The organism is Pseudoalteromonas sp. MMG006 (assembly GCF_018101025.1).
In the GTDB taxonomy this organism is placed as follows: domain Bacteria; phylum Pseudomonadota; class Gammaproteobacteria; order Enterobacterales; family Alteromonadaceae; genus Pseudoalteromonas.
This window is the reverse complement of the sequence record NZ_JAGJEJ010000004.1, coordinates 14,149-40,439: the sequence shown is the minus strand read 5'-3', so window position 1 is coordinate 40,439 and position 26,291 is coordinate 14,149. Positions and strand designations below refer to the sequence as shown.

The window sequence follows — 26,291 nt, the reverse complement described above, 5'->3', positions numbered from 1 at the left end:
ATTACACGTGTTTAGTGTTTATTTTAGGAAAGTTATGAAACCGTTATCAATCATTTTGGCCTCGTTAGCTACTACCGTTGCGCTTATTACTTATGCTGCTGATCAAACCGAGTCTGAGCAAAAAAAAGCACAACCAACTCAAGCAGAGCAAGTAAACACTGAAAGTAAAATAGTTGAAGAGCAGCAATCAGTGGCTGAAACTAAAACAGAAGATAAACTTAATACGCTTGAGTACAAAGAACCTGAGCTCAAAAAGCCAGTTATTGATAACACCAAACCGGATGATTCCAAAGTTTTAGGTAACGAGCAAAGTAAACCAGCTGTAAAACCTAAAAACAAAATAGAAAAAGCCGTAGCCGTAGCAGAAGCCGAAAAAGCAGTAACACAAGCTAAAGAAGCCCTAACAGTTAAGCAGCAAACTAAAGCTAAGCAGTCACGCGAATCTCTAGCTGTAGTAGAGCAGTTAATAAAAGCATATAACGCACGCAACATTGAAGAGTTTTTACGTGTATATGATGAAGATGTAGAGTTTTATATTTTCCCAAATGAGCTACTATTTAAAGGAAAAGAAAAACTAATAGCACGTTACGGGCTAATGTTTAAAAAGCTAAAGTGTATTCACTCATCGCCAATCAAACGCATAGTGCACGGCGATATTGTAATAGATCACGAGCTATCAGAAACTTGCTCAACCGACGAAAATGTAATTGATAAACGCTCAGAGCTTATATCGAGCTACCAAATAAAAGATGGAAAAATAGTACGTGTGCTGTTTTTTAGATAAAGGGTAAGTATGCAAATAAATGACGAAAAAAAAATTCGCTTAATGTATCGCATTGAGCCAGGTTGCCTTGGGCCGCAAGGCGTTGAGCATATTGAAGATTTCTGTCGCTTTGCTAATAAGCATATTAAATCCCCTTTTTATGCACAGTTTGTATTTTTACCTCGTCACGACAAAACTATTGATGAGCGGCAATACAGTGTAAACAGCCGTAACCTATCTCTTGTGCAGGCTCGCGCATATTTAAAACACTTTGAAATTAATATGGAAGAGTTTGAAGAGCAACTCGACGAGCTGCTCACTAAAGCCATCGACCTATACTTTAAGCGATAAACGCACACCATTTAAGTCGCTGCACATTCACAGTTAACATATTTGCTTACTTAACTTTTAAAATCCAATTCCCATGTACTAAAAAAGGGCCTAAGCCCTTTTTTAAATACCAGCAACGTTAAGTGCAAAGCTAACTTACTATGCTTGCTCACCCGCTACAATAATATTAAAGCTATCGTTGTCATGCAGGCTTGCAAATGCACTTTCATGCAATAGCTCATTTCGTAAATTAGGTGAATACTCAAGTGCCATTTTAATATCGGCTAAGGCGTCGGCATGTTTGTGTGTAAGTGCATAAGCACAGGCACGCTGCCAATATGCATAACCGTAATCACTATCTATATCAATGGCTTGGTTACAAAGTTCAATAGCTTGTGCTGTTTCGTTAATTTCAAGCAGCGCATCGGCTTTGTACGCAATCGCTTCAACGTCTTCTGGTTTACGATTAAGTATTTCGTCAAAAATTTCAATTTTGTTAGCAAAGTCACTTTCTAAATTGGCACGCATCCACAGTGAGTGCACTTCGTTTGTAACCGATATACGTTCTTGGTTACTAAGAATTTCTTCTGAACGTACGCGTAGCTTTTCTTCAAGAATTTTTAAGCGATCTTCGTACTCGTCAGTAATAACACTCACACGTGTATTTACTATATCTTCTACTTTGTTTTTAACATCACGCAAAGAGTTCCAGCCCACCAATACCAAAATAGAGGCGGTAGCCGTAATTATAAAAAATACATTATTAATAGTGTCGGTAGTGTAGGTTAAAGCGCGGTCGGCGGTATCTAATTGGGCGTGCGTTACTTGCTTAGTTACATCTTCGCGAAGCTTTTGCTGATCTTGTCGAACGGCTTTTAGTTCATCAAGAATGTAACGCTCCATTAGTGGTTTGTACATTGGCTCTTTAAGTTGCTCAAGAGCTTGCTGCTCTTGTTGTGCTGTAGGGGCTTGAGAAACTTGCTCTGCAGCATAAGTTGAAGAAATAAAGAGTGTAAAACACACACAAACAAAATAGAGGTAATAACGCATTGGTACGCCTAGTTAAATTAATTGAGTATTACAAATACTTTAACACGGGGGCACAATCTTACCCAATTAAAACAGGCAAAAAAAAGCCAGCTCAAGGAGAGCTGGCAAAAACTGCTTAAAACAACAATATGTCGTAAGGGTTCACAGGAGAACAACTACATGCTAACTGAATCTATCTGAACAATTACTTAACTTAATTCAATTAGTTAAAAATAAAAGAAAAGGTGCATTGGGCTTAGTAATACACCTTTTTCATAATAACTACAATTTCATGGTGAAGGGGGGTGTTCCAATGTGCGCTTTGATAAACCAAGGCCACTTTCAAACCCTTCACATACCATTACGCCCGCTTTCGTAAATTAGATCAGTGAATGTTTAAAATTAATTTATAAGTTTTAAATGCGCTACAAACTAGGTTTTAAGCGTTGATAGTTGCCCTGTTTCACAAATAAAAATTGCCTTCCGAAAATTTAGCTCTTTGCAAAATAGTGCACTATTTTAAGTTTGCTCCTGAATTAAATGGTTTTACGCAAATCTGAGATAAATTCGTACGAACATCTGAATTATCAATAGTATCAATCGATTTAATTAAATGTTTATAGGTAGCTAATAACGGGGGGGATGCCTATATTACTAGTACAGATTATAAAAAGCGCACTAACCGTTAAATATCGATTTATAAAGAAATAGTAAATAAATAATTTAAATAAATAAGGATTCACAATGAGCAAGCCAACAGCGGGTCAATGCCCTGTTATGCACGGTAGTAATTCAGTTATTTCTAAAGTAAACACCGATTGGTGGCCAAACACACTCAATTTAGACATTCTTCATCAACACGACACTAAATCAAACCCATACGATACCAATTTTAACTACGCAGAGGCGTTTGAGTCGCTTGATTTAGACGAAGTAAAAGCTGATTTAAAAACCTTTATGACCGACAGCCAAGATTGGTGGCCTGCCGATTGGGGACATTATGGCGGTTTAATGATTCGCATGGCGTGGCACTCTGCGGGCACGTATCGTTTATCTGACGGGCGCGGCGGTGCAAGTACAGGTAATCAACGCTTTGCACCGTTAAATTCATGGCCAGATAATGCCAGCTTAGATAAAGCTCGTAGGCTTTTATGGCCACTTAAGAAAAAATACGGTAATAAGTTATCGTGGGCCGATTTATTTATACTTGCTGGTAACATGGCATACGAATCAATGGGCTTAAAAATTTATGGTTTTGCCGGCGGCCGTGAAGATATTTGGCATCCAGAAAAAGATATTTACTGGGGCGCAGAAAAAGAATGGTTAGCACCAAGTGATGAGCGCTACAACAATGTAGAAGAACCAGACACCATGGAAAACCCATTAGCGGCAGTACAAATGGGCCTTATTTACGTAAACCCAGAAGGGGTTAACGGCATACCAGATCCGCTTAAAACGGCAGCCCACGTGCGTGAAACATTTGCGCGTATGGCAATGGACGACGAAGAAACAGCCGCGCTTACTGTAGGCGGCCACACTGTAGGTAAAACCCACGGTAATGGTAAAGCAGAGCATTTAGGCCCTGAGCCAGAAGCCGCCGACGTACATGAGCAAGGCTTAGGCTGGAATAGCACTAAAGAAGGCGGCATTGGTCGTCATACTGTAACTTCAGGCCTTGAAGGCGCATGGACCACACACCCAACTAAATGGGATAACGGTTACTGCCATTTATTACTAAATTACGAATGGGAGCTCACAAAGAGCCCAGCCGGCGCTCATCAGTGGGAGCCTGTAAATATTAAAGAAGAAGACAAACCAGTAGACGTAGAAGATCCATCAATTCGTTTAAACCCAATGATGACCGATGCCGATATGGCCATGAAAGTGGACCCAGCGTATCGTAAAATTATTGAGCGTTTTAATAACGACTTTGAATACTTCTCTGATGTGTTTGCGCGCGCATGGTTTAAGCTAACTCACCGTGATTTAGGCCCTAAAGCTTGTTACTTAGGTAAAGACGTACCAAGCGAAGACCTAATTTGGCAAGATCCAATTCCAGCGGTTGATTACACATTGTCAGACGACGAAATTACAAGCTTAAAAGCGCAATTGCTTGATTGCGGTGTAAGCGTAACTGATTTAATAAATACTGCATGGGATAGCGCACGAACGTATCGTGGCTCTGATAAACGAGGCGGTGCAAATGGCGCGCGTATTCGTTTAGCACCACAAAAAGATTGGCAGGGTAATGAACCAGAGCGCTTAGCAAGCGTATTATCAGCGCTCGAGAAAGTACAAGCGGGTTTATCTAAGCCAGTAAGTATGGCTGATCTAATCGTGCTTGGTGGCACAGCGGCTGTAGAGCAAGCTGCAAAACAAGCAGGTGTTAATATAATAGTTCCGTTTGCACCAGGGCGCGGAGATGCAACAGACGAAATGACCGATGCAGAGTCGTTTGATGTACTTGAGCCAATTCACGATGGATTTAGAAACTACCTTAAAAAAGACTTTAGCGTATCGCCAGAAGAACTACTTTTAGAGCGTAGCCAGTTAATGGGCTTAACGGCGCCAGAAATGACCGCACTTATGGGCGGCATGCGAGTACTAGGTACTAACTACGCAGGCACAAAACATGGTGTACTTACTGATAACGTAGGCACATTATCAACCGACTTTTTTGTAAACCTAACCGACATGGCCAACAACTGGAAGCCACTAGAGCCAGGTATTTACAACATTGTAGAACGTAAAACAGGCACCATTAAATGGACAGCCACACGTGTAGATTTAGTGTTTGGTTCAAACTCTATTTTACGTGCCCTAAGTGAGTTTTATGCACAAGACGATAATAAAGAACGTTTTGTACACGACTTTATAAATGCTTGGGTAAAAGTAATGAACGCCGATAGATTCGATCTTAAATAATCTACGAGGTAAAACTAAAAAAGGTGGCCAATGCCACCTTTTTATTTAAGCGTTAAATCACATACCGCAGGCGTTGAGCTTGCTCACGCGAGAAGCAAAGCTTCTAATCACTTACGCTTATTCAAACTATCAAAAACCAAACATTAATAATGTAACCAAACCCACCTTTTTACATCAAGCGTTAAATCATCCACCGTAGGCGTCGAGCTTGCTCACGCGAGAAGCAAAGCTTCTAATTACTTACGCTCAACAACCCCAAATTGCATTCATTCAAATATTCAAAAACCAAACATTAAAAAAAGTAACCAAAGCCACCTTTTTACATAAAGCGTTAAATCACCCTCCGTAGGCGTTGAGCTTGCCACGCGAGAAGCAAAGCTTCTAATCACTTACGCCCAACAAAGCCCACCTATGCTTAAATTTTTAGATGCGCTTATTCGAACTTTTCCAATAGCTATAAAAAAGTAACCAAAGCCACGCTTTTTACATAAAGCGTTAAATCATCCACCGTAGGCGTTGAGCTTGCTCACGCGAGAAGCAAAGCTTCTAGTCACTTACGCCCAATAAAGCCCACCTATACTTAAATTTTTAGCTGCGCTAATTCAAGCTTTTCCAATAGTTATAAAAAAGCTAACCAAACCCACCTTTTTACATCAAGCGTTAAATCATCCACCGTAGGCGTCGAGCTTGCTCACGCGAGAAGCGAAGCTTGTAATCACTTTAGCTCAACAAAACTTACTTACGTTCAACCAAGCTATCAAAAACCAGGCATTAAAAAGGTGGCTAAAGCCACCTTTTTACACAAGCATTAACTTATAAAATTATAATAATGCAAAAATCTTTTGAAGCTGTGGCATGTATTCACCAACTAGTTCTAGGTTGCTTTCGCTTACTAGCGAATCAGTAGATTCTTCAGCAGCGCTTGATGATTTACCAAACGAACCCATTAACGAGCTAGCGTCACTACTTTTTGCGCTTTTAAGGCTTTGTAGGCCGCTCATTACTTTAGTTGCTGTTTCTTGGTTTTCTGCAGAAAGGCCCGACTTTAAGTTTTCGATGTAAGCCATAGACACTTCAGAACCCACAGAAACCAATTCTTCAGGAGAAAAACCATAGCTGTTTGTTACGCTTGCAAAGCTTTTGTATAGGTCTTGTTCTTTGATCATGTTAAGCGCAGTGTTAGCCATTGAGCTTTGCTCATCAACGCTTTGATCGGCAGAGCCACCCAACATGCTTGCTAAATCTAGGTCTTGTAAAGACTCTTGGCTGCTTGCCCAGCTAGAAACTGCTGGAAGAGCTTTCATGTAGCTTTGTAATTGGCCTTCGCTAATGTCTTCTGCAAGGCTTGAAAAACTCATTGCTAATAAGCTGATAGATAAAAGTATTTTTTTCATTGGGCATTTCCTATTATGTAATTAACGCCATTAAAAACTAAATGTAAGCGCTTGCCAATAAAAAACTAAAGTATTAGTCATATATAGGCAATAAAGCAGTATAAATCTAAGGCTTGTTGATTCAGCACAAATCTAGTTACAAATGATATAATGCATTTTTGTCGATACGAGCTGAACACAATGTTAACCATATCAAATACTGTCACTATAGATGAGTGGGAACTAGAGCTAACCGCTATACGTTCGCAAGGTGCCGGTGGCCAAAACGTTAACAAAGTAGCCAGTGCTATTCATTTACGCTTTGATATTAACCGCTCAAAGTTGCCCGACTTTTACAAAGAGCGACTACTAAAGCTAAACGACTCGCGCATAACTAAAGAAGGCGTTTTAATAATAAAAGCGCAAAGCCACCGCACACAAGAGCTCAACCGCGAAGACGCGCTAAGCCGCTTAAAAGATCTAATTCTTAGCGCAACAAAAGTAAATAAAGCCCGCCGCGCAACCAAGCCAAGCCGCAACTCACAGCGCAAACGCATGGATAAAAAAACCAAGCATGGGCAAACTAAAGCCTTACGCGGTAATATTAAGTTTTAACCGCACAAAAAAACGGCGCTAAATTTAGCGCCGTTTTTTTGTAAGCTATTAAAGGTAAAGCTTACGCTTTTTTCATTTCAATGCTTGATAGGTACTCGTCAAACGTACCTTGAAAGTCAATGACTTGCTTATCTTTAATATCAATAATACGCGTAGCAAGTGACGATACAAATTCACGGTCGTGGCTTACAAAAATAAGCGTACCTTCAAAGTCTTTAAGCGCATTGTTTAATGCCTCAATGGCTTCCATATCCATATGGTTTGTTGGCTCGTCCATAACAAGTACGTTTACGTCTTGCATCATTAACTTACCAAATAACAAACGGTTTTTTTCACCACCTGAACAGTTACGCGCTTTTTTGTTTGAATCGTCTGCGGTAAACAACAAACGGCCTAACATGCCACGAACCATTAAATCGTTGTGCTTAGCTGTACGCCACTGCGACATCCAATCAAACAAGGTTAAGTCGTTATCAAAATCTTTTGTGCTGTCTTGCGGGCAGTAACCAAAGCTCGCATTTTCAGACCATTTAATTTCGCCTTCATTACTTTTAAGCTCGTTAACTAAACAGCGTAAAAAGGTTGTTTTACCCACACCGTTTTCGCCAATTACCGCAAGCTTAGCGCCTGCTTCTAGTAAAAAGTCGCCGCCGCTAAATAAGGTTTCGCCATCAAAACCGTGGCCAAGCTTGTTAACTTCAAGCGCTTGACGGTACATTTTTTTGCCTTCGTCAAAACTAAGTGATGGGCTGATACGGCTCGATGCTTTAACTTCATCAAGCTTAATTTTATCCATTTTTTTAGCGCGTGAACTTGCTTGTTTAGCTTTAGACGCGTTAGCGCCAAAACGGTTAACAAAGTCTTGTAACTCGTCAATCTCGGCGCTTTTTTTAGCGTTTTCAGCTAAAAGTTGCTCACGTTGTAGGCCTGCCGCTTCTAAAAACTTCTCGTAGTTACCAGGGTAAATACGCAGCTCGCCGTAATCAATGTCGGCCATGTGTGTACATACCGAGTTTAAAAAGTGACGGTCATGGGAAATAATAATCATGGTACATTTACGTTTATTAAGCTCATTAGCTAGCCACGTAATGGTATGAATATCCAAGTTATTGGTAGGCTCATCGAGTAGCAGTATGTCTGGGTTTGCAAACAGCGCTTGTGCTAAAAGCACACGTAATTTCCAACCCGGTGCAACGTTTGCCATTAAACCGTAATGAAATTCTTTTTCTATGCCGGCTTCTAGCAAAATTTCTTCTGCGCGGCTTTCAGCTGTGTAACCGTCCATTTCAGCAAAAACGCTTTCAAGGTCGGCTACTTTCATGCCGTCTTCTTCGCTCATTTCTGGCAATGAGTAAATACGGTCACGTTCTTGTTTTACTTTCCAAAGCTCAACGTCGCCCATAATTACTGCGTCTACAACACTGTATTGTTCAAACGCAAACTGGTCTTGGCTTAGGTTACCTACTTTTAACCCCGGAGTAATAGATACATTACCCGCACTTGGAACAAGCGCACCGCTTAAAATTTTCATGAAAGTCGACTTGCCGCAGCCGTTAGCGCCAATTAAACCGTAACGGTTACCGTTACCAAATTTAGCTGAAATGTTTTCAAATAACGGCTCTGCGCCAAACTGCATCGTAATATTTGCGGTGGAGATCAAAAAGTTAGTCCTAGAATGAGTACTGACAGGGGCCAACTGCAGCAAAAACGCCACAAACAAGACCAAGCAATAGGGTAAATTAGCTGGCGAATTATACAGATCAGCCCACTCGAATGAAAGGTAAAAGGCGGCTAATTTTTACAAGTTAAATTTAAAAGGGAAAGGCATAAAAAGTAACTTAACCTAAATGTCAGCTTTAAAGTGGCTAAGTTATTAATATAAATGGTTAGATTAAAGCACCTTAATTAATGGTATAAATTTGCTCAATAATGGCTTTTTTGTTTTTAATAAGCGCATTGATTACAGCAACGTCGTCAAGCGTCATCGACTCTTTACTCATCATAAAATGTACGCCGTTAATATTAATGGCAGGCGAGCTGTTTACCGGTAAAACCGTGTTGTATTGTTTAGCAAAGTATTGCGCAACAATTGAATCGTCAATGACGTAATCAACTCGTTTTTTATTTAGCATACCAAAGCGCGTATTTGCATCGCTAGTAAGAACAACTTGGTTGCTATACTGCTTTTTTATTTTTTCAAACTCAGCACCAAAAAAGCTCCCTCTATTAACCGCAACGCTATAACCTTTATTAAAAAGAGCCTCTAAGCTGGTTACTTCTTTTGCATCTTCATGCTTATAAAGCAGCATAATTTCATCACGGTACGCAATAGTAAAATGAGAATATTCAGCACGTTTTTTAGTAAAGCTTGCAGCATAAGTAATATCTATATGGCCTGTTTTGAGCTCTTGTTGCACACGCGCAAAGCTCGGAAAATAAACCCATTTAATACAAAAAGGAGAGCCCTCAAATACCGCGTTAACAGTATCAACCTCTGCGCCTATAAATTTATCGCCTTGCTTAATTAAGTAAGGTGCCCAATTCGTCTCGTTGGTACCCATTATTAGCGTTTTAGTACATGCCAACGCATTATATTGAGTAAATAAAAATATAAAGCTTATTACTAACGTTTTCATAAATAGCCTATTCAAAAAGCGCCTTAAGAGCGGCTTTATTTTGCAAAATAAGCTGATTAATTACGTTAACGTCATCAACCGAGAGAGTTTTTTTACTTAACATTAAGTAAATGTCGTCTTTATTTACTGCCTTAAAGTTAGGCACTACCGCCACATTATTAGCGCGCTTACTAAAATAAGCGCCTACTAGCTTATCTTCAATGACAAAATCTATTCGTTGTTTGTTAAGCATTTCAAAGCGCTTACTTGTTGCGCTGGTGTACTCTATTTGGCTTTTGTGTGTTGTTTTATATTGCTCAAACTCAGCGCCATAATAACTCCCAAAATTAGCACCAATGGTTAAACCTTGGTCAAAAATATCAGCCAAGTTTTTAACTGTATGAGTGTTGTTTTTGTTTTGGTATACGCGCATTACCTCAGTGCGATAGCTATCGGTAAAGTGTACAAACTGCGCACGTTTATCGGTATAGCTTGCCGCCCATCCTAAATCTATACGGCCATGCCTAAGTTCTGTAAAAGCGCGTTTAGAATTTGGCAGCATTTTTACTTCAAAGCAAAAAGGGGAGTCCTTAAAAATAATGTTTAAGGCATCTACTTCACTGCCTTGCAACTGCCCGTTTAACCCCACCACATAAGGCGGCCAAAAGGCATCGTGCGAGGCAACGGTAAGTGTTCTTTCGCAGGCAAAAACACTCAAAGAGGTACTAAATAGCAAACACAGTAATACGGTCGTTAATTTATTCATTGCGCCTCATGTAGTGTAATTTTTTGTTTATTATTAAAACAGTATAAACCAGCTTTTATATAATGGTGCAGTAATGAGCAAAGTTGTAAAAAAATGCATTAAAAAAACTAGCAATAAACTTCAATGCGAGAAGATTATTGCTAAATTCAATACAAACAGCGTATTAAGTCAAAAAAATCTACTTATAAGTTCTTTAATTTATAGGCTTGTTCCTGTAGATTAAACAAATAATGAATGCAGTATTAACAGCGCCTTAGCTGTTGAACGGTTAGCCAAGGAGCGGTGAGTCTCGTGTCAAACACCACACTTACTTATTACAACCAAAATGCCAAAGCTTTTAGCGACTCAACACTTAATGTTGATATGTCGGCGCTTTACGCTGAGTTTTTACCGCACGTTGCACAACACGGGAGTATTTTAGATGCCGGTTGTGGCAGTGCGCGCGATGCCGCATTTTTCAAAGCGCAGGGTTTTACTGTAAGTGCGTTTGATGCAAGCCCAGAGCTTGCTGAGTTGGCAAGCTGTTACTTACACCAACCTGTAGCGGTTAAAACCTTCCAAGAGCTAAATTGTGTAAATAAATACGACGGGATTTGGTGCTGCGCTAGTTTATTACACGTGCCAAAAGCTGAGTTACCACAAGTGTTTTTAAACCTACAAAATGCACTTAAACCCAATGGCGTTTTATATGTATCGTTTAAATATGGCGATACAGAGCGTGTGCATAATGGTCGTGAATTTACCGATTTAAACGAAAATGCTTTAACGCATTTACTTAGCCATACGCAGTTAAAAGCTATTAAACAATGGCAAAGTGTTGACAAGCGACCAGAGCGCGAAAGTGAAGTATGGCTAAATGCGCTTATAAAGGTAGTACACGTTTTATGATTGGATCAATGCAGCAACAGCTCGACTTTATTACTTATATTCAGCGCTTATTAGTTGAAGGTGAATTCACAGCTACTTATAAATATGCATTGTTGCATGCTATTGCAGATGTATGTATAGAACAGCCGCTTCAATCAGAGCAATCAGAGCTGAAAATAGATTTAGCGACATTAGCCGACAAGTTAATTGTTTTATATTGGCATCATGCAGTGCCGTTTGCGCCAGATAAGATTGGCAAAGATGCATTACTAAGACAAAGTAACGACACACAGTCTAAAGTGATTTCACTACTTTATAATTGTCAGCAAAAAAATATTACTCACCTACAGCAATTAAAACGAAGTAAATACTATAAAACGACCCATAGTGAAGTGTTAGCTACTCTGACGAAACAACCGTTATGGCGTTTACAGAAGCTATCTAAACAAGAAGTATGTTTTTTATATCCGCATACTAATAGTAAAGAATACATTACGTTAAATGCAGGTATCGCCGAGTGTTTTAGGCGCTTTTACGATCTAGTAACCTATTTAGCTAAAAGTGGTTGGTTACAAAAAATTCAAAGCATAACGCACAACCAAGCGTTAATTGGCCCGCCAAGCCAACTACAAAAATTTTTATTTGGGATAGACCGCAGCGCACTCACTAAAGCAAAACCTGTTTTAGTAGAGCTGCAATCAAACACGTGTTTTTATTGTCAAAAGCCAATGAAAGACGATGTTGATGTTGATCATTTTATACCGTTTTCCCGCTACGCTAACGACTTAGGTCATAACTTTGTGGCCGCGCACAGCACCTGTAATAAGAGCAAAAGCAATTTTTTAGCGGCGCAACAACACCGCGAACGCTGGCAAAATCAAAACTTGGTTGTTAACAGCCAAATTATTAGTAACGATCTAAGTGCGTATTTTCATTGCGATGCCGATAAATCTCTCGCTGTAAGTAATTGGGCTTACCAAGTAGCACAAGCTAACAGCGCCAAATTATGGCTTGGCAAAAACAGTTTTGAACAAGCAAAACCAACCGCAGAGTTGTTGACGTTTCCCAATGCGCCACAAGCTGAGTTAAATCAAGTTGCTGAACCAGCCGTTAGTTTAAAATTAGATGATAACGCATTAAAGCTGCCGTACTTCCCTAATATTAAAATTGCCTGTGGGCATTTTAAAACAGGCGATAGTAGCGATGTTGAATATTTAGAAGCGCCATTTGGCGCAGGCAAGCTTGATCCAAATGTGCATTTTTTAGCACGCGCATCGGGTAACTCAATGAATGGCGGTAAGCACCCAATACTTGATGGTGATTTATTGCTACTTGAACTTATAACACCCGATAAAGCGGGTTCGCTACGCGACCAAATAGTTGTTATAGAGCGAGATGAAATAGGCGGAGATGGCCAGTATTTACTCCGTAAAGTTAATAAATTACCAAACGGGCAATACGAGCTGACAGCTCAAAACCCAGATTATGAAGTAATGATTGCAGATGAAAGCATGCGAACGCTAGCACGGTTTAAACAAGTGGTTATGTAATCAATATTGTAGGCGGGAGTTTACCTCGCGCTTTAACTTGTAGGCGCAGAGCTTGCTCGCGCGAAAAGCGCTGGTTTTAAGTTCGTAGGTCGTGCTTTAGCGCGTCAATGTAATTAATAATATTAGGGACTGTGAAGGGATTTAATAACCTCTATTCGAGGTTATATCGCGTTGGCGATGGCAACCAAAGGGCGGCTGCCGCCGACCGCCCTTTGGAATCCCACGGCGCACCCGAGGATCACACTGTGTCCTCAAGTTAAAAATTGATGTGAACGTAAACGCCGTGTATTCGCCATCCATGGCGAAGTCACGGCTTAACTTGCATCCATGCAAGTGATTACTCATCAATTTATACCTTTCGGGTGTGATCACGGGGAGTTGGAGTGTGTTGGTAGATTGGCTTTCTGAGGTAAAGATTTGTGACTATATCTAGTTTGTATAAGCGAGTAACTTTAATATGAGTAATGCATCATCTAAAAGCATTTTGCACGATGCGACACCCTCTTGGAATGGTTATAACTACCAAGGAAAAGTAGGCCTCTATGTTTGTTTAGTAAATATTCTTAATGAAGGCCGTGCAGGAGTTGATTTATCTGCTTTCGATACCTTCCTAGATGAGCACCATATTGAGTATGAATGGATTGAAGATTTTGCCATTAAAAGAGGTGAGGATTATTTGTCTCTTCACCAAGTAAAACATAAAGGCGAAAATAAATTTAAAGACCATGTTGAAGCTATCGCAACAATTTTACATCGAAAGAATGGTGTACTGCCAGACACTGATATCTTTAAATACTTTACATTTAGAAGCAAAAAAAAGGTGATAGTGCAGCTGAAAAAGAGAAGCTAAAAGCAGAAATAACTAAATGTATGCTGGTTAATGATAAAGGTTTATTAGATAGTAATTGGAAAGCTAATATTCAATCTGCCAATATTGAGTACCGCAGTAATCTTACAAAATGTATTACCGATTTTGAATCACTTTCGCAAAAGGCATTTAGCATCTCAACCACCTACTTTCATACTGCAGATGAAGTTGAACCACCTCTGGAAAGTATTACCAATATTGCAGGTATACCAAGCCATCTAATTCCAAATTTAGTTCAGCCGATGAGCCTTTCTTGCCAACAGGTTTTTCTTAGTTTTGATAACTCTAAAGTTTACAAGCTTGCACTATCTGATGATGCACTGAATCTGGAGCTAGATACTCTAATAAAGGAACTTTTAGCATTATTTCATCCTGGAGAAGTTTTTTCAGAAGAAGATATTAAATTATATAAAACAGCTTTATGTGCTTTGATTGATCAAAACTTAGTTATAAGACATAAACACATTAGAGATAAGCAGGATAATCACCTTCCTTACTTGCAAAGGACTAAGCCAAGTATTTCTTTTAATGAAATTGTACAAGAGTTAAAAAAAACTTATCGAGTTCAAGATGCTGCTTATTGGAATCAAGTTTGTCGGGAAAACTTTGAAAAAGCTTATAAAGAACAGCTTGATGAGCTCTATGATGACATTAAATATTCGACATCTGATGAAGATATCGAAGAATATCATCACTATATTACGAGGTTAGAATCTGTGCGAATCAATATTATCGATAATTACTTTCCTAGCGAATGCGTCAGTTTCTTACGGAAAATATATCCTCATACCATAAAAAATACCAATATTCGTGAGTTTTATGAGGCAATATCAGAGCCACAAAAAATTAAGAGTGTTTTTCTAGATTTTATTCAAGAAGTTAAAAAACCATCAGGGAAATTTACACTTGCATGCAAAAATGACATTTTTGAATTTCAACCGAGCTGTATTGACCTCAATTTTACAAAGGCAAGGCGGAAAGATAGGGCGATAGATACAGTCAGGAAAGGGTTGGCTGACAATTATGGCAACCAATCGTTTATTCTTTCCAATGTTGATTACATTGTAGTTAACTCGACTGATGCTGAAGATGTTATTCCTGCAGGTATCGAGAAGATAACTCAGGTCGAAAGTTATGAACATACAAACTCAAATCTAAAAAGTTCAGACAAAATCACTCAACAGAAGGAAGTCAGCTTTATGGATAGTCGTAAAGCATTAGGAGAAATTAATGGATAAGTTATTTGATAACTTGATGGAACGACTTTTCATTGAATCTAACTTTTCTTTAACAAGATCAGAGTATGTTGAAGAAGATTATAAATGTTCAACTTTGCTTTATATTGGCCAAAATCAACAAGGCGATTATTTCATCTACCTCCAATTGCCTGAAAGATTACTGCCTTATGTTAACAATGACATTCAAATAAGATTAGCAGCGTTAATTAAAAATCAAGCTAATGATTTTGAAAAAATGACGGATGGTGAAGTGAAGATATCATCTTCATTTGATAAAAATGCAACTTTAATTATTTTCACTACGCATGAAGCCAGTGTTAATGAAAATGTAGTGAAGCAAGCTATTTCAATTGAAGAAGATCCTTACTTCTTCAAGAAACAAGTTTTATTGATATCTGACAAAGAGACTCCAACCCTTGCAATTAATTTTTCTGAAAATAAAGATAGTTTTATTGCTTATGTGCAACGTTTAATTTCAGATACAGAGCGGTTTAATGAGTTTACCAGTACTAATTTGTTTGGGCTAACTGATAAGGGAGTTGAATATTCCTTTATTGCTAGGCTTTATGAAAAAGTTCCTTTTTTGTCTTTAAAGGTTACTCCTTCTAATCAGGAAATCTTACAACAAAAAATAGATAATAAGTTAACTGCTGAGCAGTTAAGAGAGTGCGAAAAATTGCTAGATCTTGATTTAAATGATCTTGAAAGCTGGGTTACTGAACTTGTGAAGGAAGATAAAAGTAATGATTAAACTAGGAAGGATGCTAATTGATAACTTTAAATCTTTTAAAGAACCGGTTGAGTTTGATTTCACTGGTAATGATCTAGTTCTTTTTGATGGTCCAAATGGTTTTGGAAAGACGACAATTTTTGATGCTATTGAACTTTGTTTTACTGGAAAGATATCTCGAGTTAAGCATACTGACTCAAAGAACAAAGAAGATCATATTCTTAAGGGAGATAATAGTAAGTCAACGACTATTCAGTTAGAGCTTTTGGATGATACAAGTACCTTACTAGTTATTGGTATTCATATACCTGCAAATATCTCAGGCGAAGCAGGAAGGGTAGCAAAATATCAAAATGCCATTGAGCGTTTTGAAGCTGAGATGTGGCAGAATGAATCTGTTTTTCGTGAGTTAAGTAAAAAGAAACTGGATGAAGGCAAATTAAATAATTTATTAGAGAATGAAAAATTAGAGAAAACTTTTACTTTGTTTAATTACATCCAACAAGAAGAGACGTGCCACTTCTTAAAACTTGATGAAAGTAAACGCCACCAAGAAATAAGTTACCTGTTTGGTACGATAGAAGAAAAAAATAAAGCAGATAAATTAGATTTACTTTCAGCCAAGCTGAAGAAAACAATAGATGACTATACTCCCTTAATCAAAAAAGAAGAAGGAGAGTTAGTACAGCTATCAAAGCCGACTACTGAGGCTGAAGATTCTGAAAGCATACTTAGCAGTGGGAAAATTGCTCTATTTAGTGATTTATCATCTAGCACTTTAGAGCAGCTTGAAGCTTATAAAAATAGTTTAGAGGGTGTTGAGTGGCTTATAAAAAATAATTCAGCTTATGAAAAGCTAAAATTTAATTATTTTTTGAATAAAATGACAACAGAGCGAACTGAACAACTCGAGAATTATTTAAAAGTTGGCTTAGTTGAAAATTATGAAGAGCTAACAAAAAAGCTAAATAAACATAGCTTGATTTGGCGCAAGGCGAAGAAAAAAGCTGATGTCTATAGTAAGTTAATTAGATTGTTTGATGATAAACCAAATAGCCTTAGCGAAGATATTTTAGATATTTACAAAGAAAATTTTTCTTCAAGCTATGATGTATTCACAACTGATATAGCTACATTTTTAAGCTTATCTAAGTCAAATAGTTCGCTGGGCTCTTTGCTTATTAAAATTGATGACAGTCGTAAAAATTTATTATCTCACTACAAAGAACATATTGGCTACGATGAAGCAAAAGAATATCAAGATATACCTTGTCCACTATGTGGTGATATGAAACCAACAGGACAAGCTTTACTTGATGAATATGAAGAACAATCGAAGTTTTTCTCTGATCAATTAGGAGATAATGACAAGTTACTTAAGATATTAACTGAAAAATTAATAACAGGCCTTATTGTCCCATCTATTACTAAAATGCGAAACTACCTGTCTAAGTATCAAAATTACTTAAACTTTGATTTAAATCGTGTGAATAAACATAAAAATATAGAAAAGTCCGATTTCGAAAGTATGACTAAAATAAGAACATGGCTTGAATCCAATATTGGCGATTGCACACGTTTTATTGATAACAAACTACTTGTAGTTAATCAAAATTATGATGAAACCCAAGAGCAGCTCATTACTTTTATTAATAGTCATAAAAAGCAATTTTCAAATGAGCCGTTAAAAGAGTATCTACAATTAAAACAGGATCTAAAAACGTTAGGTTTAGAGTTTGATGAAAATGAAAAGTTGTCTATTGATTTGAATGATATTGACAGGGACTTTTCACTATTAACTCGATTGATTTTGCAGCAAAGCTCCTCATCTTACAAAGCAAAAAGTTTAAAGGTATCTCAATTAAAAGCTAAATTAGAAAAGTTAAAGCTAAAAAGGAAAGAAATAACGGCAATTAGTAAGGGCTATAGAGATGAAATTAAAGCTTATGAAAAAGGTGTAGCAAAACATATTGCAATACCGCTTTTTGTTTATAGCTCTAAAATATTACAGTCTCGTCCTGAGGGGAGCGGTATATTTTTAATTACTCCCACTAAAGGAAACGAAAAAGGCTTTATGAAGTTTAGCGCTACACCTAATGATAGTCATGATGCATGGAATACAATGAGTTCTGGGCAACTGGCAGGTGTTGTTATCTCGTTTATGCTCGCTATGAATAAAGTTTATCCTTCTAAGTTATCTACTTTGATGATTGATGACCCAGTTCAAACTATGGATGAAGTTAACATGGCTTCTTTTGTTCAAATGATGCGATACGAGTTTCCTGAATTGCAAATTCTGTTGTCAACTCATGAGAGTAAAGTCGCGAATTACTTTCATTATAAGTACAGTCAGGCCGGTTTAAAGTCTTTTCCTATAAATATGAAGAATAAGAGGTTGGAATCTATCAATTAAAATCACCCAACCGCTAATTTCGCTGCCTCATGCCACATTTCACTTGGCATGGGGTTGGTTAACTCCCACGTTATATTCATCGGCTGGCTTCCGTTGTGGCTTTGGTATTTAACCTCGCCGTAGTTTACAAACCCCATGGTTCGGCCGTTTTCGTCTTTACCTTGTTCGCGCACAAATAACAATATGGTTTTGCCTGTTTGTTGGTGCTGAATGTAACTAAGGCCGCGGCCGTGTTCTGGGCGGGCACTGTTTTGCGTTTGCCAATGAAACAGAGTAGGGCTGATTGCGTAGTCGTGATACAGCGTTGTGGGTGAGTAAGCCTTTTCGCATTTATTGAGCGTGACGAATAATAGCTCAAGATTTTGGTTTTTAAATTCTAAAACACCTTCGCGGGCGGTCGATTTTTTATCAAACGAGTGCGCCCCAAATGCTGCGAGTATTTGTTGGCGTGTGTAGCGACTGTGTAATTTTATGGCGTGATTAGGTAGGCACGCTAAATCGCTTTCTTGCTGGTGAATACGGTTTATTAATAGCGTAATTACTTGAGTAAGTTCCTGCTGCAACTCTTTGTGCTTGAGTGCCTGTAAGCTTTGTTTAAGGGTTTTAAACCCTAAACTTGTGCCTGTGTTATCCCAAAAATTGTAATGCGCCATAAGCGCGTACTGTTGGTTTTGTGCTGTTGGCATAAAGCTAAAGTTGTTATTACATAAATCACGTAAAAAGCATAAATAACTGAGCGAGTCGCAGCCGAGTAATTGGGTGTTTATAGCACGGTAATACGCGGTGTAAATGTTGGCTTGTTCTACTGGTACTTCATCACCTTTTAGCCAGTGCCAACCGCCGAGCTTTTTATCTTTTGGTTTGTATATATCTTCAAGGGTGACTTGTGGGTTTATACGTAAAAAATTACTGAGCGTTAGCGCGTCGTTAGTGTGCTGCGCATAGCTACTTATAAGCTGTTGTAAACGGCGTTTAGAGTTTATAGCTTGCTGAATATTTTTTAATATTGTTTGTTGCGTACGTTTTTGTAGTTCTATACGGCAACCCAGCGGTAAATGCGGGAAGTTGTTTTCAATCTCGGTTTTTATTGGTTGGTTGCCTTTACCAATAAGTGCACGGAACTTACTGGCAAAATCGTATTCTGGGCGGGCATTACCTACAAAGTCGAGTACGGTACAGCATTGCTTTTGGCTGTTGTCGGGCAGGCGTAAACCACGGCCTAGTTGCTGCAAAAACAGCGTTAAGCTTTCGGTTGGGCGTAAAAATAGTAGGGTATCGACTTCTGGAATATCGACGCCTTCGTTAAAAATATCAACCACGCAAAGTATTTGTATTTCGCCTTGGCGTAGTGCTTGCTGTTTAGCCGCACGCTCATTGGTGTTTTTACTGGTGAGAACATCTGCGTTTATGCCTGCTAGGTTAAATTTTTTCGCCATAAATACAGCGTGATCTTGGCCTACACAAAACGCGAGTGCCTTTATTTTTTGAACATTGGTTACGATATCAGCAAGGCTCGATATAATTTTGTTAGCGCGGTTGTTTTCACCTGTATAAAGGTTACTTAGCTCGGTTATATCGTAACGGCCTCCTCGCCATTTTATTTGGCTTAGGTCGGTGTCGTCATCCAATCCAAAGTATTGAAATGGGCATAAATGGCGTTGATTTATTGCCTCTGGTAAGCGAATTTCAGCGGCTATTACTCCGCAAAAATCATCGAGTATATTTGCGCCATCTTGTCGCTCTGGCGTGGCGGTTAAGCCAAGTAATATTGCGGGCGTAAAGTAACTTAAAATGGCACGGTAACTTGCAGCGCTTACATGATGTACTTCGTCTATCACTATGTAGTCGTAGTAATCGTGAGTTAAATTGAGCGATTCAATTTGGCTGTTCAGCGTTTGGATTGATGCAAATAATTGGTTGTAGCGCTGTGGTTTGTAGTTACCTACCCACAGCTCACCAAAGTCGTTATTTTTAAGCACTCCGCGATAAGCGCTTTGCGCTTGTTTAAGTATTTCTTCTCGGTGGGCTACAAACAAAAAGTGTGCGTTTGGGTTTTTATCGTAAACAGTTTTAAAGTCGAACGCCGATATGATGGTTTTACCCGTGCCGGTTGCGGCAACCACTAAATTTTTATAACGATTGTGTACGCTGCGTTCAGCACTTAGTTTTTCTAAAATAGCGAGCTGATGCGTTTTTGGTGTTATATCAAAATAAAACTGGCTGCTTGATTGCCCAACACCGCGTTGCTCGTTAAGTGAATTAATGAGCTTTTCTTTACATTCAGCTTTGCCAGTAAACAGCTCGAAATCTGGCGACTGCCAATAGGTTTCAAAGGTACTTTTGGTTTTAGCTATGATGTGCGGAATTTCTTGCGCGGTAATTTTTAAGTTCCACTCAAGGCCGCTGGTAAGCGCCGAATGCGATAAATTAGAGGAGCCAATATAGCCGGTATGAAAACCCGTATTACGCATAAACAAGTATGATTTAGCGTGTAGGCGTTCTTGCTGATTATTGTAACTAAGCTTTACCTCGGTATTTGGTAGGCCTGCTAAAAACTCAACCGCTTTAGCATCTGTTGCACCCATGTACGAAGTAGTAATTACTTTGAGTTTATTACCACTTTTGGTAAATGCTTCAAGCTCATTTTTAAATATGCGCAGCCCCGTCCATTTTATAAATGAGACAAGCCAGTAAATTGTATCGGACGATTTAATCTCGCGCTTTAGCTCGGTTTCGAGCGATATACCTGCATTAGCACCGCTAAATAACTCGCTTTGTGTGAGCCCTGTGAGTGGAAATATATCGCTTGAGTAATCTTTAAGGTTGGCCGCAATAGGGTTTTGGGTATTAAACAGCGCGGTAAGTATTCGGCCTTGGCTGTCGATAAGGTTTTCGTTAATTAGCTCGTCATCGCGAATATGCTCTTTAAGCCAAAGTACAAGGCTGTTAGCTAGGCTAATTTGTTCTTGTAGGCGCTCATTCGAGTTGGGAATGGCATTTATGGCATGCTCAACAAGCTTACCTAAAAAGCGTGAAAGCCATGTTGCCGCTTCGGCCGTTTCAAGCTGGCGCTCGCCCACATAAAATTGATCACGATTTAAGTTTTGCTCAATTACTTGCGTAATTAACTGCTCGTAAATACCAATTTGCTGCATTAAAACTACTCCCTGTTTGCGAGTGGTTAGTTTACTTAAATGTGCATTGTAAACAAGCATTAACTCATTATTGAATTGAAGGCTGCAGTTAAGGTTGTTTTCATTATCCACTGCGTACAAATTTTCAAACATCGAAGAATAAAGAAATGTTAAATTATTGTTTTTGAACGTTAGACTATTATGTAGAATGTACCCAATTTAAACTCTAGGTTGGCACTAACTTGGCATTACTTCTCATATCTATCTCACTTTTATCTGTTATTTTTTTTATTGTTTCAGCGGGTAAGGCTGACTCCAGGTTGGCCTCTATAACACCATCATTGTGTGTAACTATCGGTATTTTCTTTACATTCTTTGGTATTGCACTTTCGTTGCAATCACTTGAACCTTTGAGTAATAGTCAAGAAGCATTTGAAGCGCTCTTAGTTGGTTTGAAAAGTGCATTTTGGTCTAGTGTTATTGGGCTCGGTGGCTCAATTTTTTGTAGGTTAAGATTAGCTAAAACAGGGAAAGATCCATTTGATGTGTACGCTATGCAAACTAATAATATTGTAAATGCAGTAATAAGAAATGGTGAAGGGATAGTGGATGCTATAAATGGCAGCAGTCAAGTTGTAGGGGAGCTACTTTCTAAACAATTGTTTAAAGACTCTCGAGATATCAGTAAGCAGTTTAATGATGATACAGAAAAAGTTTTAAGCCAATTTACTAATAGTATTAATAAATTAGTTATTCAGTCAGACAATTTACTTAGTGGTGTAAATGAATCTATTCAACATAGCCAAGCAACGTTAGATTCTATAGTTACTACTTCCAAAGATTTAAACGAGGTTAATCGAAAGGCAATGCGAGATAATACAGCACTGTTATACAAATGTGTTGATGGCTTTAATAATATCCTTAAAAAGTCAGATGAGTCATTACTAAAGCTTACTGACCAAAGTGGATTACTTCATAAAGAATTGAATGGAGTATCTAGCTCTATAGTTCGTGATTTTGAAAAGGTGCAATTACTTTATCAATCTTTAAATAAAGATATTAAAAGTATGGAGCCTTCAATGGATTTACTCTCAAAATTAGTAAAAGATTTAAAGCTAGTACAGGTATCTTTAGAGCATGACCACAAAGAAAATATGGCAGCTGCTGTGGTTGATTTTAAACTTCACTTTCAAAAGATAAGCAAAGAGTTTGATGAACTAAATCAATCTCAAATCAAACAAGCACGAAAGTTTTTTGAAAGCTTAGATCTTGCAGTTGAGGAAGGTTTAAAAGAAGTTGCAAATGTCTATGCATCGGGGTTAAAAACTATCTTGGCAGATCAAAATAAAAAAATGTTATGTCCCGAAGTTTCGGAAGCTGAATCTCATTTAGATGGTATGAATTAGTTATGTTAATTGGTTCACAGGATATGGAAGATAGTGGGTTAGCCATTTCAGATTTAATGACTGTGCTTATGACTATATTTTTATTAGGCACATTATTAGCTATTGAGAAGCGTGAGTTAATGAGTAAGTTTGCGGAGCAGTCAGGTAGTAAAGTTCAAACAGAGCAACTCCAGATCAATAAGAAGTTTTTTGAAGAGTTAGAAGCCTTATCTGAAAATGATCAAAGTTTGTACTGGGATGAAAAAAATAGTGTTTTAACTGCATGGTTTAAATTTAAAAGGAATGATTCAAGCCTTACCAAAAAAGTTCAAAATTCATTAGATGTTATTTGCCCCAAGATAATTAATGTAACGAAAAACCCCGATAGTAATATTGAAAAGGTCGTTTTTCGTGGCCATACAGATAAAAGTTGGAGCGGTGAAGGCAATAAATTTGTAGGGAATATGAGAGTTTCATTCGAGCGAGCAATGAATACAATGGATTATTGCTTACACTCATTACCTAGGAATAATACAGCGATTGCATCTAAATTTATGGCGCAAGGTTTTTCATTCATAGAGTCTGATAATAAATTGACCAGGGGGCAGTCAAATTTACAAAGACGTGTAGAAATCCTTTTCAAAGAGAGACAAAACTAGGAATACTATTTTGATTAAATTCAAAGGTTTTCGTTCTGCATGGCTTTCACTACTAAGTAATGTAGATGACGATTATGATTCTGAAATATTACATAAATTTAAGAGTACATCAGGTGGTTTTATAGTAAATGCTACGCCTGTATTCGCTTATCAAAATATTTTAGAGCAATCCGACTATGATAAGATTACACATAATAATGCAGTAGAAAAAACTAATAAAGTACACTTAACATACTGTAAAAAAATAAAAGATGCGCCCGGTAAGTACCACGTTACTAGCCGTGCAGATGGCTTCTTTAGTATTAATATTAGGAACAGCAAGAAAGTAATAGAGGTAGAAGAAATCTTACTCCCTATGGGAGTGTGTCAGTATTGTATTCGAGAATTATTCCCCAACTTTTTACCTCCACTAGGGAAAGATATAAAAAAATGTAACGAACTAGCAAATAATTTTAGTTTCGCTGACTTTGTTCATGAAAGCTTAGCTTTGAGTAATATTGCATTTGATGAAGGAGGTGTATTAAATAAGTTCATAGGAGAAAGGGATTGGTCTCAATTTAGCCGAGACCTTCGTGCTAAACATAATTGGAATTGTGAGGATTGTGGTGTAAATCTATTTAAATATAAACAGTACCTACATGTGCATCATTTAAATCATAGCCATTATTGGAATACACCAGCAAACTGTAAAGTATTATGCATTAGCTGCCATGCTGAACAAGAAAACCATAGCCATATGAAAAATCAAAAGCAGTATAAGTTGTACAAAGAATTGTTGAATAGTAAAAATATTATGAGTGACTCATAATATTTACTGACCTTTTCCTATTATTCCTGGACAACCCAATTGATAATTGACGCATGTTTGCGATGAAAGTCATATAACAGTTTTGGGTGTCCTTCACAAAGCGTAACTTTGCAGCTTGAGGAAATGGAAACATGGATGCTGACAGGAACCCAGCTTCACGGATGAATTATTTGCAGCAGAGCTTGTTTGAAGAAGATCGCCCTTTGGCTGTGATCGCCAACGTGATATTTGTAAATTATTTTAAAAGCTTCGCTTTTCGCGCGAGCAAGCTCAGCGCCTACAGGTGTTTAGGTGAGCTTTGTTTGTTGATTGAGGTAATGAGCTAGTTACTAAAGAGAAAGCGCGGTGTAAAATCGCACCTACGGTTTTGTGGAGTGTGGTGGTTTAATTTTTACTTTTGGGATTAGTAATATTGATGTGTTTTTTCACATTTATAGGTACACTATTTTAAAGCTTTAATTCAGGGAGTGAATAATGATTAAATGGATTTTACTGGTATTTATTAGCGTATTTACAACTTTTCCTCAAGCTGGTGAGGCTTACACCCAAGCTCAATGCGATAGCATTAAAAAGCAGCGCGAAGCTATTCGCTCTCAATTTAGAAGTGGTTACAGTAATAAAGAAGGTGAGCGCTTAACCGCACGCGATAAAGCGCTATTTACCTTACTTGCCAATCACTGCAGTATGCCTAAAAAGAGTGGTAGCGCTTATCAGGCTACTTCTTTTACCCCAACTCGAACGCCTAATAGCAATTGGTTACTCAATCAAAAAGTATCAAACATGTCTTTGCATAGCGATAGCTATAAAGATGCCGCTAAGCTTGATGCTTGGTCAAAGTTTTATAAATTGCCCAAACGTTGCCGTAAAAAAGGGATGAAGTCGGCCGACTTTGTATGGTGTAGCGAGTATCGGGGTAAGCAAAAAGAGTTGTTTGAAGCACAGTGGCAAGGGCGCCCATAAATATGTTTAAAACAAAATTACGCGTGGTGATTGTATTTTTTGTGTTGCTAATTGCATCGGCTCTCATTGCTAATCATTTTACTGGGCGGGTATTTAATTATCACGATCCTATAGGCGAGGTTAAACGAATTTATAGTAGTTTAACCTCGCAGGTAACTACTGAACCGTTAGCGACTAAACAGCTCAAAAATATAAGCAAGGCAACTTTACAAAATACATCAGTACCTGTCGATAATCACTTATCGCAAGCTAACAATACGCGCTGCGTGGATGTGTCGTTGGGTAAGCTTAAATATAAACGTAATGGCGATATATTTACGTGGACAGACAGTGACGGTGTACCGCATTTTAGTGATAAAAAACCGGATTTTGCAGTAGCAACTTACGATACTGGTTTTATTGAACCGTTAGATTACTTTGATCTCACTTTAAATACGCCTAATTTACCTTCGTCATTTAACCAAGCGTTACGCATAAAACTCAATACTGTATTTAAAGTATACGGGCAGATTATTGGCGTGCATGCACTTAAAAAGGTAAAGCTTAATTTAACGGTATTGCCTACGCGCGGTGCTTATGAGGCCGCGATTAAGCAACGCGGTGCTGACCCTACAAACACTGCGGGTATGTATTTTCACGCGAGTAATTTTGCTTTTATTCATTATGATAATGCACACAGTGCAATGCGAACTGCGGTACATGAAGCAGTGCACGCCATTAATAAAGCAGTTTTAGGCTACACCTCGAGATGGTTTAACGAGGGGTTTGCTGAATACTTTGAGCTTACTAAAAATAATATGCAAACAGCTATTGTTGAGCCGAATAGTTCATGGACAAAAAATAATAATATTACTAAAAGTGTATTTTCGATTGATTCATTAGTGGCTTTGGATGACTCGTGGAAAAAAGGTAATACCAGTAAGTTGTATGCAAGCAGTTGGGCTGCAATTTACTTTTTAATGGATACTCAAGCAGGGAGAGCGTTACTTAAGAATATAATGCTTGCTGAGCAAGAATTTCTCTGTAATAAGCTATCTGAAAAGCAATTACAAACGATGATATATAAGCAATTTCCTAATTTTAATCGTGAATACTTTCAGCGATTAAGAAAGCCTATAAAAGCGCATATATTTTAAATAAGGTACAAATTTAAAAGCTTCGCTTTTCGCGCGAGCAAGCTCAGCGCCTACGATACATTTAAAGGCTGCTGCTAAGGGAGCTTCTTACTGGTTACAATCGCCAATGCGATATTAGTAAATTATT

The 26,291-nt window shown here is 38.1% G+C and carries 22 protein-coding genes; 16 read left to right on the top strand and 6 right to left on the bottom strand.

Annotation, left to right across the window (positions count from 1 at the left end; translation table 11 throughout):
• Positions 1 to 34 precede the first annotated feature (34 nt).
• Both J8L73_RS05915 and J8L73_RS05910 read left to right on the top strand, forming a co-directional pair.
• Entirely contained in the window at positions 35 to 784 is a 750-nt protein-coding gene (locus tag J8L73_RS05915) for a nuclear transport factor 2 family protein (RefSeq protein WP_211001056.1), read from the top strand.
• 9 nt (positions 785 to 793) lie between these two features.
• Positions 794 to 1,114 carry a hypothetical protein gene (locus J8L73_RS05910; RefSeq protein WP_211001055.1) on the top strand — a complete coding sequence of 107 codons (321 nt, stop codon included), beginning with the start codon at positions 794 to 796 and terminating at the stop codon, positions 1,112 to 1,114.
• Between the two features lie 138 nt (positions 1,115 to 1,252).
• Here the strand turns inward: J8L73_RS05910 and J8L73_RS05905 are convergent, their stop codons facing one another.
• Positions 1,253 to 2,143 (bottom strand): tetratricopeptide repeat protein, encoded by an 891-nt coding sequence (locus tag J8L73_RS05905; RefSeq protein WP_211015398.1) that lies wholly within the window; start codon positions 2,141 to 2,143, stop codon positions 1,253 to 1,255.
• A 723-nt stretch (positions 2,144 to 2,866) separates the two neighbouring features.
• Between J8L73_RS05905 and katG the strand changes: the two genes are divergently transcribed.
• Positions 2,867 to 5,047 carry a catalase/peroxidase HPI gene (gene katG / locus J8L73_RS05900; RefSeq protein ID WP_211015396.1) on the top strand — a complete coding sequence of 727 codons (2,181 nt, stop codon included), beginning with the start codon at positions 2,867 to 2,869 and terminating at the stop codon, positions 5,045 to 5,047.
• An 821-nt stretch (positions 5,048 to 5,868) separates the two neighbouring features.
• Here the strand turns inward: katG and J8L73_RS05895 are convergent.
• Positions 5,869 to 6,441: a short-chain dehydrogenase gene (locus tag J8L73_RS05895; protein WP_211001052.1), complete on the bottom strand. Its 573-nt coding sequence runs from the start codon at positions 6,439 to 6,441 to the stop codon at positions 5,869 to 5,871.
• Between the two features lie 180 nt (positions 6,442 to 6,621).
• Between J8L73_RS05895 and arfB the strand changes: the two genes are divergently transcribed.
• Positions 6,622 to 7,035 (top strand): alternative ribosome rescue aminoacyl-tRNA hydrolase ArfB, encoded by a 414-nt coding sequence (arfB, locus tag J8L73_RS05890; RefSeq protein ID WP_104643747.1) that lies wholly within the window; start codon positions 6,622 to 6,624, stop codon positions 7,033 to 7,035.
• A 61-nt stretch (positions 7,036 to 7,096) separates the two neighbouring features.
• Here the strand turns inward: arfB and J8L73_RS05885 are convergent, their stop codons facing one another.
• The 3 genes from J8L73_RS05885 to J8L73_RS05875 form a co-directional block, all read right to left on the bottom strand.
• Positions 7,097 to 8,695: an ABC-F family ATPase gene (locus J8L73_RS05885; protein WP_211015394.1), complete on the bottom strand. Its 1,599-nt coding sequence runs from the start codon at positions 8,693 to 8,695 to the stop codon at positions 7,097 to 7,099.
• Positions 8,696 to 8,936: 241 nt separating this feature from the next.
• Positions 8,937 to 9,671, bottom strand: coding sequence for a transporter substrate-binding domain-containing protein (locus J8L73_RS05880; RefSeq protein ID WP_211015392.1), 735 nt, complete (start codon positions 9,669 to 9,671; stop codon positions 8,937 to 8,939).
• Positions 9,672 to 9,678: 7 nt separating this feature from the next.
• Positions 9,679 to 10,416: a transporter substrate-binding domain-containing protein gene (locus J8L73_RS05875; protein ID WP_211015390.1), complete on the bottom strand. Its 738-nt coding sequence runs from the start codon at positions 10,414 to 10,416 to the stop codon at positions 9,679 to 9,681.
• 291 nt (positions 10,417 to 10,707) lie between these two features.
• Here J8L73_RS05875 and J8L73_RS05870 point away from each other — a divergent pair, with 291 nt between their 5' ends.
• The 6 genes from J8L73_RS05870 to J8L73_RS05845 all read left to right on the top strand — a co-directional run bounded on the left by J8L73_RS05870 (position 10,708) and on the right by J8L73_RS05845 (position 18,082).
• Positions 10,708 to 11,304 (top strand): class I SAM-dependent methyltransferase, encoded by a 597-nt coding sequence (locus tag J8L73_RS05870; protein ID WP_211015388.1) that lies wholly within the window; start codon positions 10,708 to 10,710, stop codon positions 11,302 to 11,304.
• The gene (locus J8L73_RS05865; protein ID WP_211015386.1) at positions 11,301 to 12,833 is read left to right on the top strand and encodes a S24 family peptidase; all 1,533 of its coding nucleotides are present in this window, start codon (positions 11,301 to 11,303) and stop codon (positions 12,831 to 12,833) included. The genes J8L73_RS05870 and J8L73_RS05865 overlap by 4 nt, the downstream gene beginning before the upstream one ends.
• A gap of 457 nt (positions 12,834 to 13,290) precedes the next feature.
• Positions 13,291 to 13,683: a hypothetical protein gene (locus J8L73_RS05860; protein WP_211015384.1), complete on the top strand. Its 393-nt coding sequence runs from the start codon at positions 13,291 to 13,293 to the stop codon at positions 13,681 to 13,683.
• Positions 13,684 to 13,703: 20 nt separating this feature from the next.
• Positions 13,704 to 14,939 carry an ABC-three component system protein gene (locus tag J8L73_RS05855; RefSeq protein WP_211015382.1) on the top strand — a complete coding sequence of 412 codons (1,236 nt, stop codon included), beginning with the start codon at positions 13,704 to 13,706 and terminating at the stop codon, positions 14,937 to 14,939.
• Positions 14,932 to 15,690, top strand: coding sequence for an ABC-three component system middle component 1 (locus tag J8L73_RS05850; protein ID WP_211015380.1), 759 nt, complete (start codon positions 14,932 to 14,934; stop codon positions 15,688 to 15,690). The genes J8L73_RS05855 and J8L73_RS05850 overlap by 8 nt, the downstream gene beginning before the upstream one ends.
• Positions 15,683 to 18,082 carry an AAA family ATPase gene (locus J8L73_RS05845; protein WP_211015379.1) on the top strand — a complete coding sequence of 800 codons (2,400 nt, stop codon included), beginning with the start codon at positions 15,683 to 15,685 and terminating at the stop codon, positions 18,080 to 18,082. Before J8L73_RS05850 ends, J8L73_RS05845 begins: the two co-directional genes overlap by 8 nt.
• 2 nt (positions 18,083 to 18,084) lie before the next feature.
• Here J8L73_RS05845 and J8L73_RS05840 read toward each other — a convergent pair whose 3' ends face one another.
• Positions 18,085 to 21,237 (bottom strand): DEAD/DEAH box helicase, encoded by a 3,153-nt coding sequence (locus tag J8L73_RS05840; protein ID WP_211015377.1) that lies wholly within the window; start codon positions 21,235 to 21,237, stop codon positions 18,085 to 18,087.
• Between the two features lie 221 nt (positions 21,238 to 21,458).
• Between J8L73_RS05840 and J8L73_RS05835 the strand changes: the two genes are divergently transcribed.
• The 6 genes from J8L73_RS05835 (at position 21,459) to J8L73_RS05810 (ending at position 26,164) form a co-directional block, all read left to right on the top strand.
• Entirely contained in the window at positions 21,459 to 22,622 is a 1,164-nt protein-coding gene (locus J8L73_RS05835) for a hypothetical protein (protein ID WP_211001041.1), read from the top strand.
• Between the two features lie 2 nt (positions 22,623 to 22,624).
• Entirely contained in the window at positions 22,625 to 23,260 is a 636-nt protein-coding gene (locus J8L73_RS05830; protein ID WP_211001040.1) for an OmpA family protein, read from the top strand.
• Between the two features lie 10 nt (positions 23,261 to 23,270).
• Positions 23,271 to 24,068: a hypothetical protein gene (locus J8L73_RS05825; RefSeq protein WP_211015375.1), complete on the top strand. Its 798-nt coding sequence runs from the start codon at positions 23,271 to 23,273 to the stop codon at positions 24,066 to 24,068.
• A gap of 131 nt (positions 24,069 to 24,199) precedes the next feature.
• Positions 24,200 to 24,394: a hypothetical protein gene (locus tag J8L73_RS05820; protein WP_211001038.1), complete on the top strand. Its 195-nt coding sequence runs from the start codon at positions 24,200 to 24,202 to the stop codon at positions 24,392 to 24,394.
• A 148-nt stretch (positions 24,395 to 24,542) separates the two neighbouring features.
• Positions 24,543 to 25,028: a hypothetical protein gene (locus J8L73_RS05815; RefSeq protein ID WP_211015373.1), complete on the top strand. Its 486-nt coding sequence runs from the start codon at positions 24,543 to 24,545 to the stop codon at positions 25,026 to 25,028.
• Between the two features lie 2 nt (positions 25,029 to 25,030).
• The gene (locus J8L73_RS05810; protein ID WP_211015371.1) at positions 25,031 to 26,164 is read left to right on the top strand and encodes a DUF1570 domain-containing protein; all 1,134 of its coding nucleotides are present in this window, start codon (positions 25,031 to 25,033) and stop codon (positions 26,162 to 26,164) included.
• Positions 26,165 to 26,291: the final 127 nt, after the last annotated feature.